This is a genomic window from Pseudomonas sp. S35 (assembly GCF_009866765.1).
GTDB lineage: Bacteria > Pseudomonadota > Gammaproteobacteria > Pseudomonadales > Pseudomonadaceae > Aquipseudomonas.
In genome coordinates this window covers 1,757,030-1,772,189 of the sequence record NZ_CP019431.1, presented here as the reverse complement: position 1 = coordinate 1,772,189, position 15,160 = coordinate 1,757,030, and the positions used below count along the sequence as shown (strand labels likewise).

General features: G+C 61.2%; 15 protein-coding genes. 6 read left to right on the top strand and 9 right to left on the bottom strand.

Annotated features, from left to right (window positions below):
* Nucleotides 1-37: 37 nt before the first annotated feature.
* Entirely contained in the window at nucleotides 38-679 is a 642-nt protein-coding gene (locus PspS35_RS07975) for a hypothetical protein (protein ID WP_159933461.1), read from the bottom strand.
* A gap of 206 nt (nucleotides 680-885) precedes the next feature.
* Between PspS35_RS07975 and PspS35_RS07970 the strand changes: the two genes are divergently transcribed.
* The 3 genes from PspS35_RS07970 (at nucleotide 886) to PspS35_RS07960 (ending at nucleotide 2,254) form a co-directional block, all read left to right on the top strand.
* Nucleotides 886-1,260 (top strand): YajD family HNH nuclease, encoded by a 375-nt coding sequence (locus tag PspS35_RS07970; protein WP_003172528.1) that lies wholly within the window; start codon nucleotides 886-888, stop codon nucleotides 1,258-1,260.
* Between the two features lie 108 nt (nucleotides 1,261-1,368).
* Complete coding sequence (locus PspS35_RS07965) at nucleotides 1,369-1,836, top strand: RNA methyltransferase (protein ID WP_003189607.1); 468 nt, start codon at nucleotides 1,369-1,371, stop codon at nucleotides 1,834-1,836.
* 67 nt (nucleotides 1,837-1,903) lie between these two features.
* Nucleotides 1,904-2,254 carry a DUF2892 domain-containing protein gene (locus tag PspS35_RS07960; RefSeq protein WP_159933460.1) on the top strand — a complete coding sequence of 117 codons (351 nt, stop codon included), beginning with the start codon at nucleotides 1,904-1,906 and terminating at the stop codon, nucleotides 2,252-2,254.
* A gap of 83 nt (nucleotides 2,255-2,337) precedes the next feature.
* Here the strand turns inward: PspS35_RS07960 and PspS35_RS07955 are convergent, their stop codons facing one another.
* Entirely contained in the window at nucleotides 2,338-3,558 is a 1,221-nt protein-coding gene (locus tag PspS35_RS07955; RefSeq protein WP_159933459.1) for a hypothetical protein, read from the bottom strand.
* A gap of 14 nt (nucleotides 3,559-3,572) precedes the next feature.
* Entirely contained in the window at nucleotides 3,573-4,022 is a 450-nt protein-coding gene (locus tag PspS35_RS07950; RefSeq protein ID WP_065950524.1) for a YcgN family cysteine cluster protein, read from the bottom strand.
* A 153-nt stretch (nucleotides 4,023-4,175) separates the two neighbouring features.
* Between PspS35_RS07950 and PspS35_RS07945 the strand changes: the two genes are divergently transcribed.
* Nucleotides 4,176-4,760 carry a nitroreductase family protein gene (locus PspS35_RS07945; RefSeq protein WP_159933458.1) on the top strand — a complete coding sequence of 195 codons (585 nt, stop codon included), beginning with the start codon at nucleotides 4,176-4,178 and terminating at the stop codon, nucleotides 4,758-4,760.
* Nucleotides 4,761-4,802: 42 nt separating this feature from the next.
* On the opposite strand, the gene PspS35_RS07940 is transcribed toward PspS35_RS07945, so the two are convergent.
* The 6 genes from PspS35_RS07940 to PspS35_RS07915 all read right to left on the bottom strand — a co-directional run bounded on the left by PspS35_RS07940 (nucleotide 4,803) and on the right by PspS35_RS07915 (nucleotide 13,140).
* The gene (locus PspS35_RS07940) at nucleotides 4,803-8,318 is read right to left on the bottom strand and encodes a hypothetical protein (RefSeq protein ID WP_159933457.1); all 3,516 of its coding nucleotides are present in this window, start codon (nucleotides 8,316-8,318) and stop codon (nucleotides 4,803-4,805) included.
* A gap of 164 nt (nucleotides 8,319-8,482) precedes the next feature.
* Nucleotides 8,483-9,415: a D-2-hydroxyacid dehydrogenase gene (locus tag PspS35_RS07935; RefSeq protein ID WP_159933456.1), complete on the bottom strand. Its 933-nt coding sequence runs from the start codon at nucleotides 9,413-9,415 to the stop codon at nucleotides 8,483-8,485.
* A 107-nt stretch (nucleotides 9,416-9,522) separates the two neighbouring features.
* Nucleotides 9,523-9,816, bottom strand: a complete 294-nt coding sequence (locus PspS35_RS07930; RefSeq protein ID WP_003172521.1) for a YcgL domain-containing protein — start codon at nucleotides 9,814-9,816, stop codon at nucleotides 9,523-9,525.
* Nucleotides 9,813-10,946, bottom strand: a complete 1,134-nt coding sequence (gene rnd / locus PspS35_RS07925) for a ribonuclease D (protein ID WP_159933455.1) — start codon at nucleotides 10,944-10,946, stop codon at nucleotides 9,813-9,815. The genes PspS35_RS07930 and rnd overlap by 4 nt, the downstream gene beginning before the upstream one ends.
* Nucleotides 10,947-11,068: 122 nt before the next feature.
* Nucleotides 11,069-11,668: a class I SAM-dependent methyltransferase gene (locus PspS35_RS07920; RefSeq protein WP_159933454.1), complete on the bottom strand. Its 600-nt coding sequence runs from the start codon at nucleotides 11,666-11,668 to the stop codon at nucleotides 11,069-11,071.
* 101 nt (nucleotides 11,669-11,769) lie between these two features.
* Nucleotides 11,770-13,140, bottom strand: coding sequence for a glutamine synthetase family protein (locus PspS35_RS07915; RefSeq protein ID WP_159933453.1), 1,371 nt, complete (start codon nucleotides 13,138-13,140; stop codon nucleotides 11,770-11,772).
* A 346-nt stretch (nucleotides 13,141-13,486) separates the two neighbouring features.
* Here PspS35_RS07915 and PspS35_RS07910 point away from each other — a divergent pair, with 346 nt between their 5' ends.
* A complete protein-coding gene (locus tag PspS35_RS07910) occupies nucleotides 13,487-14,260 on the top strand; it encodes a transporter substrate-binding domain-containing protein (RefSeq protein WP_159933452.1) in 774 nt (257 codons plus the stop codon).
* A 49-nt stretch (nucleotides 14,261-14,309) separates the two neighbouring features.
* Nucleotides 14,310-15,149 carry a cache domain-containing protein gene (locus tag PspS35_RS07905; RefSeq protein WP_159933451.1) on the top strand — a complete coding sequence of 280 codons (840 nt, stop codon included), beginning with the start codon at nucleotides 14,310-14,312 and terminating at the stop codon, nucleotides 15,147-15,149.
* Nucleotides 15,150-15,160 lie beyond the last annotated feature (11 nt).

Sequence of the window (15,160 nt, the reverse complement as noted above, 5' to 3'; positions counted from 1 at the left end):
GCACCCTTCAGGGCGCCAGGTGCCTGCTAGACAATCCTCACATGAACTGACGCATCTGCTGCACGTCCCGCTCGGTCAGCTCGCCTCGGCCCACCGTTCCCAGCTTGAAGGTGCCGTCAGGCTTTACGTCAATGCTGCTGGAGCCAGTGATTACCGTGCAAATACCTGGAGTTTCCAGCAGGTCCTTCAGTGGCTGACGACCTCCCTCCTCCTGCTTCAGGCTGAGTGCCAGCTGAAAATCGGTCTGCGCATCCGCCCCACCTACCCAGATGACTTTACCGCCACCCGCCAAAGAACCCTTGAGCTCGGCAAGCAACTCAGTGGCGTCTTGATCGATCAAGCCGTAGGGCAGGCTGCTTCCATTCAGATGCATCAACGTACGCGATTCGTAGGTACTGCCATTCCAGCCTGAAAGCACTGCCAGGGCTGAGCTGCTGGACAAATACTGTGTGGACAGCGTCGACGTGGTGTCATGGACGGTCTTGCAACGCCCCGTGTCGACAGAAACGGTTTGCGTGGGCGGTGAGGCTTTTTGGCTTGGTGATACTGCATGGCCTTGGCGGAAAAAACCCTTCACCTTGGTAAAAATAGAACAGTCCGCAGCCGGGCCAGCATCCTCACAGCCAAGCCGAAAGGCCTGGGAAGAGGGAGTTTGACTTGATGTGGTTACTAGGGGCATCACATACCTCTGAGGTTCTCTGTTGTGGAGCAAACGAGAGTACCTGAGACCTGGATGCCGCTCACTGCTGGCCCGCCGGTATTGGTGTACAGGGTATGTCTCGGATGAGCGCGCTTGCGTACGTTGCTGAAAAAGCCGCAGCCAACTGCATGTCGAACGGCTAGAATCACCCTCATCCGTGACCCACCAAATAGCCAGGAGCCATGATGAGCTCGACCAACCCGCCCTCCCACACCGCCAAGCTGGACCGCATCCTTGCCGATGCCCAGCGCGACCGGGAAATGGGCTACCGCGACAAAGCCCTCAAGATGTACCCCCACGTGTGCGGCCGCTGCGCCCGTGAATTCGCCGGCAAGCGCCTGAGCGAACTCACCGTGCACCACCGCAACCACAATCATGATGACAACCCCCAGGACGGCTCCAACTGGGAGTTGCTGTGCCTGTATTGTCACGACAACGAACACTCGCGCTACACCGACCAGCAGTACTTCGGTGAAGGCTCCACCAGCAGCCCGACGATCGCCAAGGCGACGCACAACCCGTTTGCGGCGTTGGCGGGGTTGATGAAGAAAGACAGCTGAATTACGCAGCTTCAAGTTTCAAGCAGCGAGCTACAAGAAAAAGCCATGGCGCTTTTACTTGCAGCTTGTAGCTTGCCGCTATAATGCTGCCTTTTTAAAGGCACTCCCGTGGGCAATAAACGCTACAGCTGCATCGGCCTGTATAACCCCAAATCCCCCGAAAACGTCGGTTCGGTCATGCGTGCCGCCGGCTGCTACGGCGTGGCCTCGGTGTTCTACACCGGCGTGCGCTATGAGCGTGCCCGGGACTTCATCACCGACACCAAGAAAGTCCACCACGACATTCCACTGATCGGCATCGACGACCTGAAAAAGATCCTGCCCCTGGGCTGCATCCCCGTCGCCGTGGAACTGGTGGAAGGTGCCCGCCCGCTGCCGGAGTACACCCACCCTGACCGTGCGCTGTACATCTTCGGCCCCGAAGACGGCTCGCTGGACAAAGAGATCCGCGACTGGTGTGAGGACGTGGTGTACATCCCCACCACCGGTTGCATGAACCTCGCCGCCACCGTCAACGTGGTGCTCTATGATCGCCTGGCCAAGGGCAACAACACCCGCTCGGGCCCCAAGTACTGATCTTTCGGGAACATCTGGTACCTGCAAACAGTCAGCTACTTACACTTGCCCTTGTTGGAGACAGATCATGAGCGACAGCGAAAACGTGCGACCTATCATCGAACACACGCCATTCCAGACTCAACCCGCACAGAACGTACACGGCTGGGAACGTATCGGCTCGGTGGCCGGTGGTGTGATGATGGTGGGCAAAGGCCTGCGCCGGGGCGGAATTTTCGGTTTGATCCAGGTGGCGATTGGCGGTGTGGCGTTAGCGCGTGGTTTTACCGGGCACAGCTCGCTCAAGGACAAGTTGGAACAGGGCCGCCAGGAGATGAACAGCGTGCGCACGAAGATCGAGCGTGCCGGGGCGCAGCTGAAGAACCTGAAGACCAAGGCCGAAGTAGCGGCTGAGAAGGCTGTGAAAACCACAGGCTGACACCCGCTTTCAGTCTGTTGCAGATCCAAATGCGGGAGGGCCAGGCACCCTCCCCCCATTTGGCTTTGCGCATGCCTTGAAGGTCAGTGCAGTAGTTTTGAATCCAGCACCACCGACGACTCGCCAATGATGCTTTCAGCCAGTTGCACGAATTGCGCAGTGGTGACGCTATTGGCCCGCATCACCGCCTGCGCAAGGTCATCCAGCGAGCGCTTGTTATGGGTTTTCACACGGATCTCGCGGTCCAGCTCCTGCAATACCACCACTGCCCGCGCAACGGTTGCGCCGCCAACGTGCTCGCCGCGTAGCGTGGTGACGGCCTTGCCGTCCTGGGTCAAGCGCGCCTGTATGGCCTGATACCGCTCATCGGTGATCCCGCCAGCACGGCGCAGCAGCTCAATGGCGTAATACTCCCCAAGCCCTTCGCTGATCCAGTCACTGGTGTCGTGGTCGCTGAAACGTCCAATCGCCTGTACCACCTCACGAATCAACGGGCTGCTGCCGTTCTCACTGACCAGCGGCGTGCGACTGTTGAGGTAGATCGAATCACGCGCCGAGAACGCCCCGCGGCGCATCGGGTCGCTGGCGCCCACCACCAGCAGCTTGACCGGATGGCGCGGGAACGCGGCTTCCACCTGCGGCCAGACGAACGTCAGCAACGTCAACACATCCATGCGGCGCATGGCCTGGCCTTTGGGCGACGCCACGGTGACTTCGGTCTCGCCCAGGCGCACACGGCGACTGCCGAGATTGCCGGCGAGCATCCAGCCAGTGGGCCGGTCGAACAGGCGCGAAACATTGTCGATGCGAAACTTGTTCTTGCCGATACGCGGCCAGGCGGTCTCGACGCTTTTCCAACCCACTGGCAGCTCGAACGCGAGGCGCGAGACCAGTTCGACGCCGTCCTGTTGGTCAAGGCGCGCAGAGGGCACCAGGTCTTCACCGCGAAACAACGCCCAGCCCGGGGTCATCCGTGTGTCATAGATCCCCGGTTTACGCGCCAGACTCAGGCGTACGCGGTAGCTCAAAGTGGCCTTGCCGGTCCCCGGTTGCCACACGCCACGGCCGCCCGTAACCGACCACTGCCCGTCGGCCTTGAAGTCGCTGTAGGCACCCTCGCCGTCCAGGTCGAAGTCCAGGCTGCGCACCGCCGAGCCTTGGGACAAACTCACGCGCACTTCAGCCTGATCGCTCTGGGGCAACAGTTTGACGTGATAGTCCAGGTCGACTTTCTTTGCGCACCATGCCGGCATGCTCAGCGCCAGCAGCACCAGGCTTGCCACCAGCGGGGTTCCCACCTTCATACACACTCCTTTTTTCAGCCGGCGCGGAAGATCAGGTAATCCTCCCAGTCGTCTTCGGGCACGCTGCCTTCACTGAGCATGCGCCCGGACTGGGAAATGCGTTCGTGGTGCACGGCGTCGCGGTCGCCACAGACCAAGTGGTGCCACAGCGGCAAATCCTTGCGCTCGCTGACCAGCCGATAGCCGCAGGTCGGCGGCAGCCATTTGAACTGATCGGCCTGGCCTGGGGTGAGTTGGATGCAGTCAGGCACCGAGGCGCGACGGTTGGGGTAATCGCTGCACTGGCAGGTTTTCAGGTCAAGCAGTTTGCAGGCGATGCGCGTGTAATAAACGCTGTTGTCGTCTTCGTCCTCAAGCTTTTGCAGGCAGCACAGGCCACAGCCGTCGCACAACGACTCCCACTCCTCCTGGTCGAGGTGTTCAAGGGTTTTGCGTATCCAGAAAGGTTCGACTTTGGCGGCCATGGCTCTACATCAGTATCGGTAGGTGAAAAGGCCGCCAGTCTAGTGCGCAAGTCCCTCGGAACCAAGCGCTTACGACCTACGGTGTAACAACACTTGTCAGTCTAGCGGGCGCGCAGTAGCTTTGAGCGCCGAATTGACGATCAGGAACAGCTCATGACACGTGTTGCCGACTATCCGATCCACACCCAGTTCACCGACCGCTGGTCGCCCCGCGCCTTCACCGGCGAGAGCATTTCCCAGGAAACCCTGCTGAGTTTCTTCGAAGCCGCACGCTGGGCGCCTTCGGCCTACAACTCGCAGCCTTGGCGCTTTCTCTACGCGCGCCGTGACACGCCGGACTGGCAACGCTTCCTGAGCCTGCTCAACGAATTCAACCGCGGCTGGGCGCAACACGCCTCGGCCCTGGTGATCATCGCCTCGAAAACCGACTTCGTCGCCCCCGGCGCCACCGAAGAAACCCCGGCGCTGTGGCACACCTTCGACACCGGTTCCGCCTGGGGCCACCTGGCGCTGCAAGCCAGCCTCAGCGGCTGGCACACCCACGGCATGGCGGGCTTCGATCAGGAGCTGACGCGCAGGGAGCTGAAGATTCCAGAAGGCTATGCGCTGCATGCAGCCGTGGCCGTTGGCAAGCTGGGCGACAAGTCGACCCTGCCGGAGTACCTGCAAGGCCGCGAAGTACCCAGCCCGCGCAAGCCGTTGAGCGAGCTGGTGTCGGAAGGCGACTTCAGCCTTTGACACAGATGGCCCCCTGCCATTGAAAAACGGCAGGGGTAACCCTCAAGGCTCTCGCGCAATCAGTGCACTGAACGCAGCGCGCAGTTCGTTGACTTGTCGGTCGTACGCCCTTTTTACCACTGGCACCATAAACTCAGCCGGCATGCCATTCATGTCGACGGGGTAAACCATGTTGTCTTTTTTCGAGTAGATGAAGTTTTTCAACTGCAGGTCATCGTGATAGATGTCCTTGGCTTCCATCCGTGCCACTGCCTCATCGACCAACGACCGCGTATTCGGCGGCAAACTGCCCCTCGGCACCTGGCTCAGGTCTACGCCATCGATCCTACCCATTTTTATGTACTTACGGCCGTCCTCAATCACCACCTCGGCAAAGGCATTTCCATAGTATTTCCTCAGGTTCTCCACCTGCATGTCCGTATGGCCTTCGGCCGTGGTCAACCGTGTAGGCCCCAAGTCTTTGTAAACACTTTTCCCATCCCGGCTTGCATAAACAATCGCCTCCCCGCCTCGACCTATCTCAGGCCCAAGGTCTGCCTTGACCGAAACAGGACTGCCGCCCCACACGCCCAGCCGCTGCCATCGATCCGCCTGGAGACTCTCCAGCAACAATGGGGTCTGCCGGTCGTTGTGATACACACGCACCTGGACCTTGCCATTCTCCGCACGCGTGACTTGCCGCACTTCGTAGACCGCCGCCTGGCCAGTGCTGTCGGTATGGCGGATATGCGACAGATGGCCGTCAGCGGCAACATACACACCCTGACTGTTGTGTGAGAGCCCGGCAATTCTCGATTCGGGCACTTTGAATTCGCGAAATGACCGGTTGCGCAGTTCGCCCGGCAGTTGAGTCATCTTGCCATCCACCGCGCGGGCTAGAGGTACGAAGTCTTCCAGCGGGCGTCCATAGGCACGCAGGGTGTGCGTATCCAGCGCATACCAGTTGCCATCGCGCAGCACCGCACCGCCCTCGACGCTTTCGCCAGCGACCTTGAACGTGCCCGTCGCCACTTCCCCATGTTGTTTGCTAGCAACCTTGAGCAGCTCGTAACTGTCCGTCGCGCCCCTGAACTGATTGAGTTGCCGGGCCATGTTCGCCGCTACATAACGGCTGCCATTGGCCACCCACCGGCCGGTGCCTACCAGCAAGTCACCCACGCCGCTCACGGGGTTGAAGGCTTCCACCGCAGCAGCGCCGACAAACCTCGCGGCCTTGACCGCATGGCGTGCCGAGGACAAGGCACTGCCCACCACCTTACCGGCCTGCGCTGCCTTGCCCGCGCCAAGGGTGACCAGGCCGACGACATCCAGGCCCAGGTCAAAGATACCCTGGGCGACATTGCCATTCTGAAAGTTAACGATCGCTGAGCGCAAAGGGATGAGGTTCAGAAAGAATTGGGAAATAGCTTCATTTCTGGCGCTTTCCTGATCATAGACAGTGCTCCCCCTGGCCTCGTTCAGCAGGTCGTCGTTCTTCAGGTCGAGGGCCTTCACGAAGGCATCCGCGATAGCCTGGCTGCGGCTGGAGTTGAAACTGTCGGGCTGCTCCAGCCCTTCAGGCTGCTCCTGGAACGGCTGAACATCGGTATCGTTACCGGGTTCAAACAGCGTGGTTCTAGAGAGGATATTCGCGTTGCGCGCCTCCATCTTGTCGTCGGTGTAAGGCTCGGTACGGCGGCGTAGCAGGACGTTCTCCTTCTCGATGGCACCGCGCCGGGTATCGAGGGTGTAGAGATTGACCTGCCCATTCCTGGTCGCCTTCACCTCCAACGTATGCCCCCTGACGTGAAGGGCAGGCGGAGTGAATAAATCACCGGCAATTTTGTACTGGTGGGTATGGAAGAACTCCAGCTTGCCGAACTCAAGGTTCTTGCGGTCTTCCAAAGGCAATGTGCAGATCAGTTGCCTGACCCGGTTCTGATGCCCCTCCTCATGAGCGCGTATGGCCGCGTCGTACGCTGCCTCAAATGACGCCGCGACACCCAGCTTGCCCTTCTCGTAGAGGTTGCAAAATGCAGTGATGGGAAGGCGCTTGTCATCGCTGACCCAATGATCGTCAGCCGCCAGCTTTTCCCCGCCCATCACGATGTCCAGCATCGAGCGTACACCGGGATGGAGGCCAGGCCGCCCCTCCCGCAACCTCGCCTTCTTTAGAGTGCGCACCTCAAACAGGCTTGGGTCCAGGTTGGGAAACGCTTCTTCCAGCTGGGCAAGCGCCATCGCCTTTCGGCTGGGGATAGCGGTTTGCAGCAAGGTGCTGGTGGCCTTCAATGAACCCAACTGGCGGTTATAGGCCTCCCGCACGCGCGCCATCGCAGTGGCCGAGGGTGCCTCTTCGGGCTTGGCGAGAAACCCGTTGGCTGCGCCCCAATCCCAAAGCGCCTCATAGTTGATCTGTTCGCTGACAGCTTCGTCGGTGTTGAGCTGCTCGGCGCCCAACAATACCTCGGCATAGCTCATGACAAGCGTACGGCCCGGGGTCTGGGCTTCGATCCTGGCCACAGCCATTGCCAGTTGCGCCCAGAGCACACTGCCGTAGGTGACGCTGGCGGGGATGTCCCTGACCAGGTATTGCGGCGCAGTCCTGGCCAGCAACAGCGAAGCGCCGAAGTGAGCGGTTTTCGCGCTGACGCGGCCTTTTTCGAGAAGGTGGTCGCCTAGCCTTTGAACCACCACTGACGCCGGCTGCCCCCAGTGCTGGAGCGCTCCCAGATCAAATCCGGCGACTGTATTGCGCGCAGGTGTCGCCTGTGACTCCGGGTCTAAGCCCAGTTGAATCGCCGTCATCACATAGTCGCTGCCTGCGCCGTCAGCCACGACTCCACCCAGCCGAGCTTGAATCGCGGGCCCCAGGGCCAGGGCGCGGGGCGCGTCGAGCAGCTTCTCCATCGCGAGCACAGGGCGCTGCAGGTCGGCATCAGAGACCGAACTGCCGCTCATCAGATAAGCCAGCACACCTCTCGCTCCGTCAGCCAAGGGCAGGCCTGGCAAGCCGCTGGTGTTGCTTTGCATCAGCGCGACCAGGGTGTTCTGATCCTGCACAGGCATCGCCAGGGGCCACGACAGCGCGCCACTGAGGTTGCCCAGGGGATGGACCTGCGTTTGCCGGGAAAGCTTGAGTTCGAGGTCAAGCAGTGCGTCAAGGGTCTGCGGGACTGGCATGCCGCAGCCGAGGATATAGGCTTGCAGGCTGATCAAGCGGTTCGCAGGCAACGGCTGTTGTGGCGAATAGGACGAGTCCTCGCACACGTACATCGTCGTATTTTTCAACAGCACGGCCAGCGCTGTTTCCATCTGCGCCCTCGCCTTGTTTAGAGCTGGCGGCTCACCCGAAGCGAGCTGGCCGGGAAGGTCCTGAATGATACGCTTGAGTGTGTCGGCCAGGGTTCGCTGGTTGCAGCGATCTCCCAGCATCCTCTTCAAAACCGATGAATGCCCATCGCCCGAAGTGCCTGGCGCACCGGCGGCCGCTGCGGGCGGTTGATCAGCCGAAGCGGTAGAGTGGTCGAGGGGGAGCGCTGGGGGAGTGTGAAGAGCAGGCAAAACGGAAGGGATCATGCGGGTACCGGTCGTTAGTCAGTGGGTCTCTGTCAAAAGGCGCGGCTGTGCGCCCTTTGCGGTCACTGGGTGGGGAGACCCACTAAGGAGGTTCCGTCTTGACTGTGAAGCAGTATGTACGTGTCCCTATGTAAACAAGTACCGCCGGCCAACGCGTGCGGCCATCAGTAACCGCGCTCGAAATCCACTTCCCCGCGTAGCGCTTGCTTGGCCCGATAAGCGCGCAGGTTGTCCAGAAACAACCCCACCATCATCGGCGGCGACGTCGGCCCGGAACTGTGCCCGGTCAACAGCAACCCCCACGCGGTCCAGAACGGATGGCGCTGGGGCAGCGGTTCCTGGCGGCATACGTCGATCACCGCACCGGCCAAATGCCCTTCTTTCAAGGCCTCGACCAGGTCGGCATCCACGACGGCTACACCACGCCCGACATTGATGAACAGGCCTGTCGGCTTGAATTGCTTGAAGAGCGCGGCGTCGTAAAGATCATGGGTGGTCGGCGTGTTGGGCAACAGGTTGATCACATAATCCACCTCTCCCACCAGCCGCCCCAGTTGGTCAAGCCCGACCACTTCGATAAACGGCGCCTGCTCGCGCGCAGCACTGGCAATGCCATACAGCTTGACGCCAAACGGCTGGAGGAATTGAGCCACACTTTGGCCAATGTCGCCGGTACCCACGACCAACACCTTACGCCCCGACAGGCTCTGGCCCATGCGGCTGTCCCACTTGCGCTCGACCTGGCTGACCAGTCGCGCCAACACTTCGCGCTCATGGCCGAGCATGTAAGTGAGGACAAACTCAGCCATTACCTGACCATAAATCCCGACGGCGCGAGTCAGGCGATAGTCGCGGGGCAAGCCGTCTGCCAGCAGCGGCGTGATGCCGGCCCAGGTCGATTGCAGCCATTGAGGTTGGTGGCCCTGGCGCAGCAGGGTCGCCAACAGGTCCGGCTGGCCCAGCCATACCGGGCAATCGGCGGCCAGGCGCGACAGTTCGGCCGAGTCGCCGCTGGTGAACACCTCAAGGTCCGGCGCCAGGTCATTGAGCAATTGGGCGTAGAGCGGGTGATCCTGTTCAGCAATCAGAACACGCATGGTTCAAACCTTTCAAAAACAGTGCAGACGGCCGCCCGCTTCCCTACGGCCACCGCCCACTAATACGATTCCATTGAAACCTGTGCCCTGGAGCGGGCACCGACCGATTACATCGGGTCGTTGCGACGCAACAGCTCTTCGGGCAAGTGCTCGATGTACTCGTCCTCGGCCGGCGGCATTTGCAGGTGGTAGCCCTGCTTGTCGAGGTTTTCCAGGACCACCAGGATGTCTTCGCGCGACAGCTTGCGTTCGGGTGTCAGCACCATGTCGAACGCGTGGTGCGGCTTGCCGAAGGCGGCCATCAAAGGCTCCGGCACGCGCTCCAGGGCGTCGCTCTTGAGCACGTAGAGGTACATGCCGTCTTTTTTCAAGCTGCGATAGATGGAGCAAATACGTTTCAAGGCTGTTCTCCGGCAGTGGCCAGGCTGTCAAGCAGCGCCTGGCCCATCAACTCGCGGCGCCAGCCACGCAGCGAGTCTGGCAATTTATAAGGCCCATCGGGGTAGCCACTTTTAACCAGGGCTTCGAGGGTTTTCTTGCGCAGCATCAGTTCCGGCGCCATGTCCTGGCGCTCGGCGAATGTCTGGCCCAGGGCACGCAGTTGCTTGATCAGCGTGGCGGCGTCCACCGGCAGTGGTTCAGCCACCGCGGGCGGCCATTGGTCCATTGGCACGCTGCCGGCACGCTTGATCAGGTCCAGCAGGAACTGGCCGTCCTGACGCACGGTGCGCGGGTGCATGTCTTCGATCTTGCCCAGGGCGGCGAGGTTATCCGGCTGGGATTTGGCCAGAGGCCACAGCGAGTGCTCACGAACGATGCGATTGCGTGGCAGGTCACGGGCGCGGGCCTGCTGCTCGCGCCAGGCGCACAGCTCACGCAGCACGGCGAGTTGGGCGCGGGACAGTTTCCACGCCAGCTTGGCGTCGCGGTACACCTCGTACGGGTCGACTTCGCGGCGCAGGTTGGCCACCAGTTCGGCGCCATCCTCCAGCACCCAGGCGTATTTATCGTCCGAAAGCTGCGGACGCAGGCGAATGTAGACCTCGGCCAAATGCACCGCGTCTTCGGCGGCGTAGCTGACCTGGGTCTCGGACAATGGCCGCTGCAGCCAGTCCGAGCGGGTCTCGCCCTTGGGCAGTTCGATGTCGAGCACGGCTTGCACCAGGCGCGAGTAACCCATGGAGAAGCCGAGGTTCAGGTAGGCCGCAGCCAATTGGGTGTCGAACAGCGGCACCGGCAGGCTGCCGGTCAAGCGCAGCAACACTTCGAGGTCTTCGCTGCAGGCGTGCACCACCTTGATCACCGCCGGGTTTTCCAGCAGATCGGCCAGGGGTTGCCAGTTGTCGATGGTCAGGGGATCGATCAGGTAAGCGCGTACGCCATCACCGATCTGGATCAGCCCGGCAATGGGATAAAAGGTGTCGACCCGCATAAATTCGGTGTCGAGGGCGACGAATGGCAACTGCTGCCATTCGGCGCAATGCTGGCCGAGGCTATCGTTGTCGCAGATCCAGTGAATATCGATGGCCACACGGCTCTCCCTTGAAGAATGGCGCGCAGTATATATCGCGAAAGGGGCTAGCGAGCATTCGCAGTGCACAGGCAACCATGAAAACTCAGACAGGAGATGAAGAATAGCCCTACAGACCAGAGTTATCCTTTCTTGCGCAACACATAGACCCGCCACAGGTTCGAGCCGGGCATGAATTCCTGCTGGTTCAGCACCTTGAAGCCCGCCTGGCGAAACTCGTCGTCAACTGCCGTACGTGAGTTGACCGAAACAATGACGGTGTCCCGACTCACCCGGTAAAACTCCCGTAGCAACGCCAGGCGCCCGTCACTGCTGGGCACATGGCGAAATAACTCCAGGCAGAAGATGCAGTCCACCGCGTTCGCCGACAAGCCAATGGAGAACGCCGAACCTTGAAACGTCTTGACCCGCTTGAGCAGCGCCGCCGCGTGGTGGGTGCACGCGTGGTCGAGCATGTCCTGGGAATTGTCCGAGGCGAGGATCACCCGGTTGACGTGTTCGGCCAGCACTGGCCAGAAGCGTCCCGAGCCGCAGGCCAGGTCGAGGATCAACCCCGGCTCGCCGGCCACCTTGAGCGCCTGGCGCACCAACCACTCGTCGCGCCATGACGCCAGGCGCCGCCGCAGTCCGGGTGGACGCGTGTCTGCACAGACCTTGGCATGTTCAAGGCCGCAGCGCTCGGCGTATTCGATCTCGATGGAGGATGGTGGTTGTGGCGACATCACGGGCTCATTGGGGTTAAACAGGGGTGAACGACCTTGATTCGCAGCTTAACCATCGCAACGTGAAAAAAAGGTTGAAGCCTCCACTCCCGCCCATCCACTCACGCCTGATGCAGGTACCAACGCCAATCCTGCTCGCCCACTTCGCCCATGAACTGGCGATATTCAGCGCGTTTCACCGCCAGGTACACACCGAGGAACTCGCCGCCAAACGCCTCTCGCGCCCAGCTTGACCCCTCAAGCGCACGCAGGGTGGTGAGCCAGTCGGTGGGCAGAAACTCCGTGGCCTGGGCGTAGCCGTTGCCTTCGACCGGTGCGCCGGGGTCACGCTGTTCGCGGATACCGCGGTGAATGCCGGCCAGGATCGCGGCAGCTGCGAGATAAGGGTTGGCGTCGGCGCCGCAGATGCGGTGTTCGATATGCCGGGAGTTGGCCGGCCCGCCGGGTACGCGCAGGCTGACCGTGCGGTTGTCCACGCCCCAGGTGACGGCCAGGGGCGCGTAGCTGTTGGTTTGGAAGCGTCGATACGAGTTGGCGTTGGGGCAAAACAACAGCAGTGAATCGAGCAAGGTGCTGAGCATCCCACCCACGGCCTGGCGCAGCAGCGGTGTACCGTCGGCGGCCTCACTGGCGAACAGGTTGTTGCCTTCGGCATCCGCCAGGCTCACGTGCATGTGCATGCCGGTGCCCGCCAGGTCGTCGAACGGCTTGGCCATGAAGCATGCCGTCATCCCGTGCTTGTGCGCCACGCCCTTGACCAGGCGCTTGTAGCGCACCGCTTCGTCCATAGCTTGCAGAGCATCGGCGCGGTGTTCCAGGGTGATTTCCACTTGGCCTGGGGCGTACTCGGAAATGGCGGTGCGCGCCGGGATACCTTGCAGCTTGCAGGCGTTGTAGAGGTCGGCAAGGAAGGGCTCGATCTGCTCCAGTTCGCGCAGGCCGTAGACTTGGGTCGAACGTGGCCGGCCGCCATCCACATCGCGCGCCGGTTGCGGGCGGCCGTTGCTGTCGGGCTTTTGGTCGAGCAGGTAGAACTCCAGCTCCGCCGCCATCACCGGGTAATAACCGTCGGCCTTGAGACCGTCGATTACCTTGGCCAGCACATGTCGGGGATCGGCCACGGTGGCAGGCAGACCTTCGGTGGGGTGCATGCTGACTTGCACCGCCGCCGTGGGGATCAGCCGCCAAGGCATGCGCTGCAAACTGCCGCTGATCGGGTAGGCGCGGCAATCGATATCACCCACTTCCCAGACCAACCCAGAGTTTTCCACGTCGTCGCCGTTGATGGTCAGGCCGAGGATGGTGCTGGGCAATGGTCGCCCGCTTTCATACACCGCCAGCAGCTCATCGCGGTGCAGCAACTTGCCGCGCGGTACGCCGTTGTTGTCGAGGATAAACAGCTCGAACATTTCGATATCGGGGTGTTGCTCAAGGAAGGACTGGGCTTCGTGCAGGCTGGCAAAATCGCGCATTGGGTTTCTCATACGTTCGTTGCAGGCAGACGCGCGCAGGGGCGCGTCATACATAGGGCAGATCAACGTAAGAAAAGGGCGTCCGGCGGGCGTGCATGCCGACAGTGAAACAGCGCCCAGAACGCAAGTAGGGACGGCAGTGTCGCGAGATGGGTAGCGGCGGAACCGTCCATGGGCGAATCACGATGATGAAGATGCCCGCAGCCTCACACGCCTGAATAGGCGATTCAAGTCAGGGATAACGGAGTTTGGTTACACACTGGCTAAACAATCGCCACGCCTTGCCACTCTGCCCCTTGCTGGAAATAATGACTCCCCCCTGACAATGCCCCAAGGACTCGACCACATGAAAGCTCCCTTAGCCCTGTGTGTACTGGCGAGCCTGGCCACCAGCGCCCTGGCCGACACCGCCCCCTCGCGCCTGGATCAAGTGCTGCAGCGCGGCACCCTCAGCGTGTGTACCACTGGCGACTACACGCCCTATTCCAAGTTGGGCGCCGATGGCCGCTACGAAGGCATCGACATTGCCATGGCCGAATCCTTGGCCAAGACCCTCAACGCCAAGATCACCTGGGTCCCCACCACCTGGAAAACCCTGATGCCGGACTTTATTGCGCAACGCTGCGACATCGCCGTGGGGGGTATTTCGGTGTCGCTGGAGCGTCAGAAAAAGGCGTTCTTCAGCCAGTCCCTCGGCGTGGACGGCAAGATCCCACTGGTGCGCTGCGCCGACGTGAAGCGCTACCAGAGCGTCGAGCAGATCAACAAGCCAACGGTGCGGGTGATCGAACCGGCAGGCGGCACCAACGAAATATTTGCCCGTACTCACCTGGGCCAGGCGCAGATCCGCCTGCACGACAACGTGACGATCTTCGACGAACTGCTTGCCGGCAGGGCCGATGTGATGATCACCGACGCCAGCGAGGCGCTCTACCAGCAGAAGTTCAAGCCAGGCCTGTGTGCCGTCAACCCGGAGCGGCAGATGCAGTACAGCGAAAAAGCCTTTTTGCTGCCCCGCGATGATGTGGCCTGGAAAAGCTATGTCGACCAGTGGTTGCACCTGAGCATCGCCACCGGGGTGTACCAGGGCATCGTCAATCAATGGTTGGCAGCGCCCTGAGCCAGGGCCGTCTACGCTCTTGTCACACCAACAAGAACGAGGACGGACCATGAAGGGAATGCTCCGCATCACCTGGCTGCTGCTGTTGTGTTTCAGCCAGGTGCACGCCGCCCCGACTCAGGATGAGGACGCCCAGGCGGCCAAGGCCCTGCTGGAAAAAGCCCTGGCCTACTACCAGAGCAACGGCGACAAGGCCTTCGCCGCGTTCAGCCGCCAAGGGGAATTTATCGACCAGGACCGTTACGTGTTCGTGGTCGATACCCAGGGCGTGCTGTTGGCCAGTGGCGGGCCCTCCTCCGCACTGATCGGTCGCGACGTCAACGAGGTGCTGGGGCCGGATTTGCGCCAGTCGTTCAAGGACGCGCTCACGGTGCCCGAAGGCCAGGGCATCCAGCAAGCCGACTACCGCTGGCAGAACTGGAATGATGGCAAGGTCGAACACAAGCATGTGTTCTACCAGCGGGTGGGCGAGCGCATCCTGGCCGTGGGCTATTACCTACCACGTGCAACCCCGGAACAGGCCCGGGCCCTGCGCAACAAAGCGGTGAACGCCCTGCTCAAGGATGAAGCCGGCACACTCAAGGCCATCAATGCCTTGCAAGGCGGTTTCCTACAGGATGACCTGTATGTGTTTGTGGTCGACCTGAACACCCAACGCTACGTGGCCCACGGCACCAACCTGCGGCTGATCAACACTGACTTCAGCAAGATCAAGGACCCGGATGGCAAGCCCGTCGGCGAGCCAATCCTCAAGTTGATGGCCGAACAGGACCAGGGGGAATACAAGTACCGCTGGAAGAACCCGGTGACGGATAAGGTCGAGAACAAACATGCCTATATCCGCAAGGCCGGGCATTTCATGGTGGCCGTCGGGTACTACAGCCCCTGAAACTGTAATGC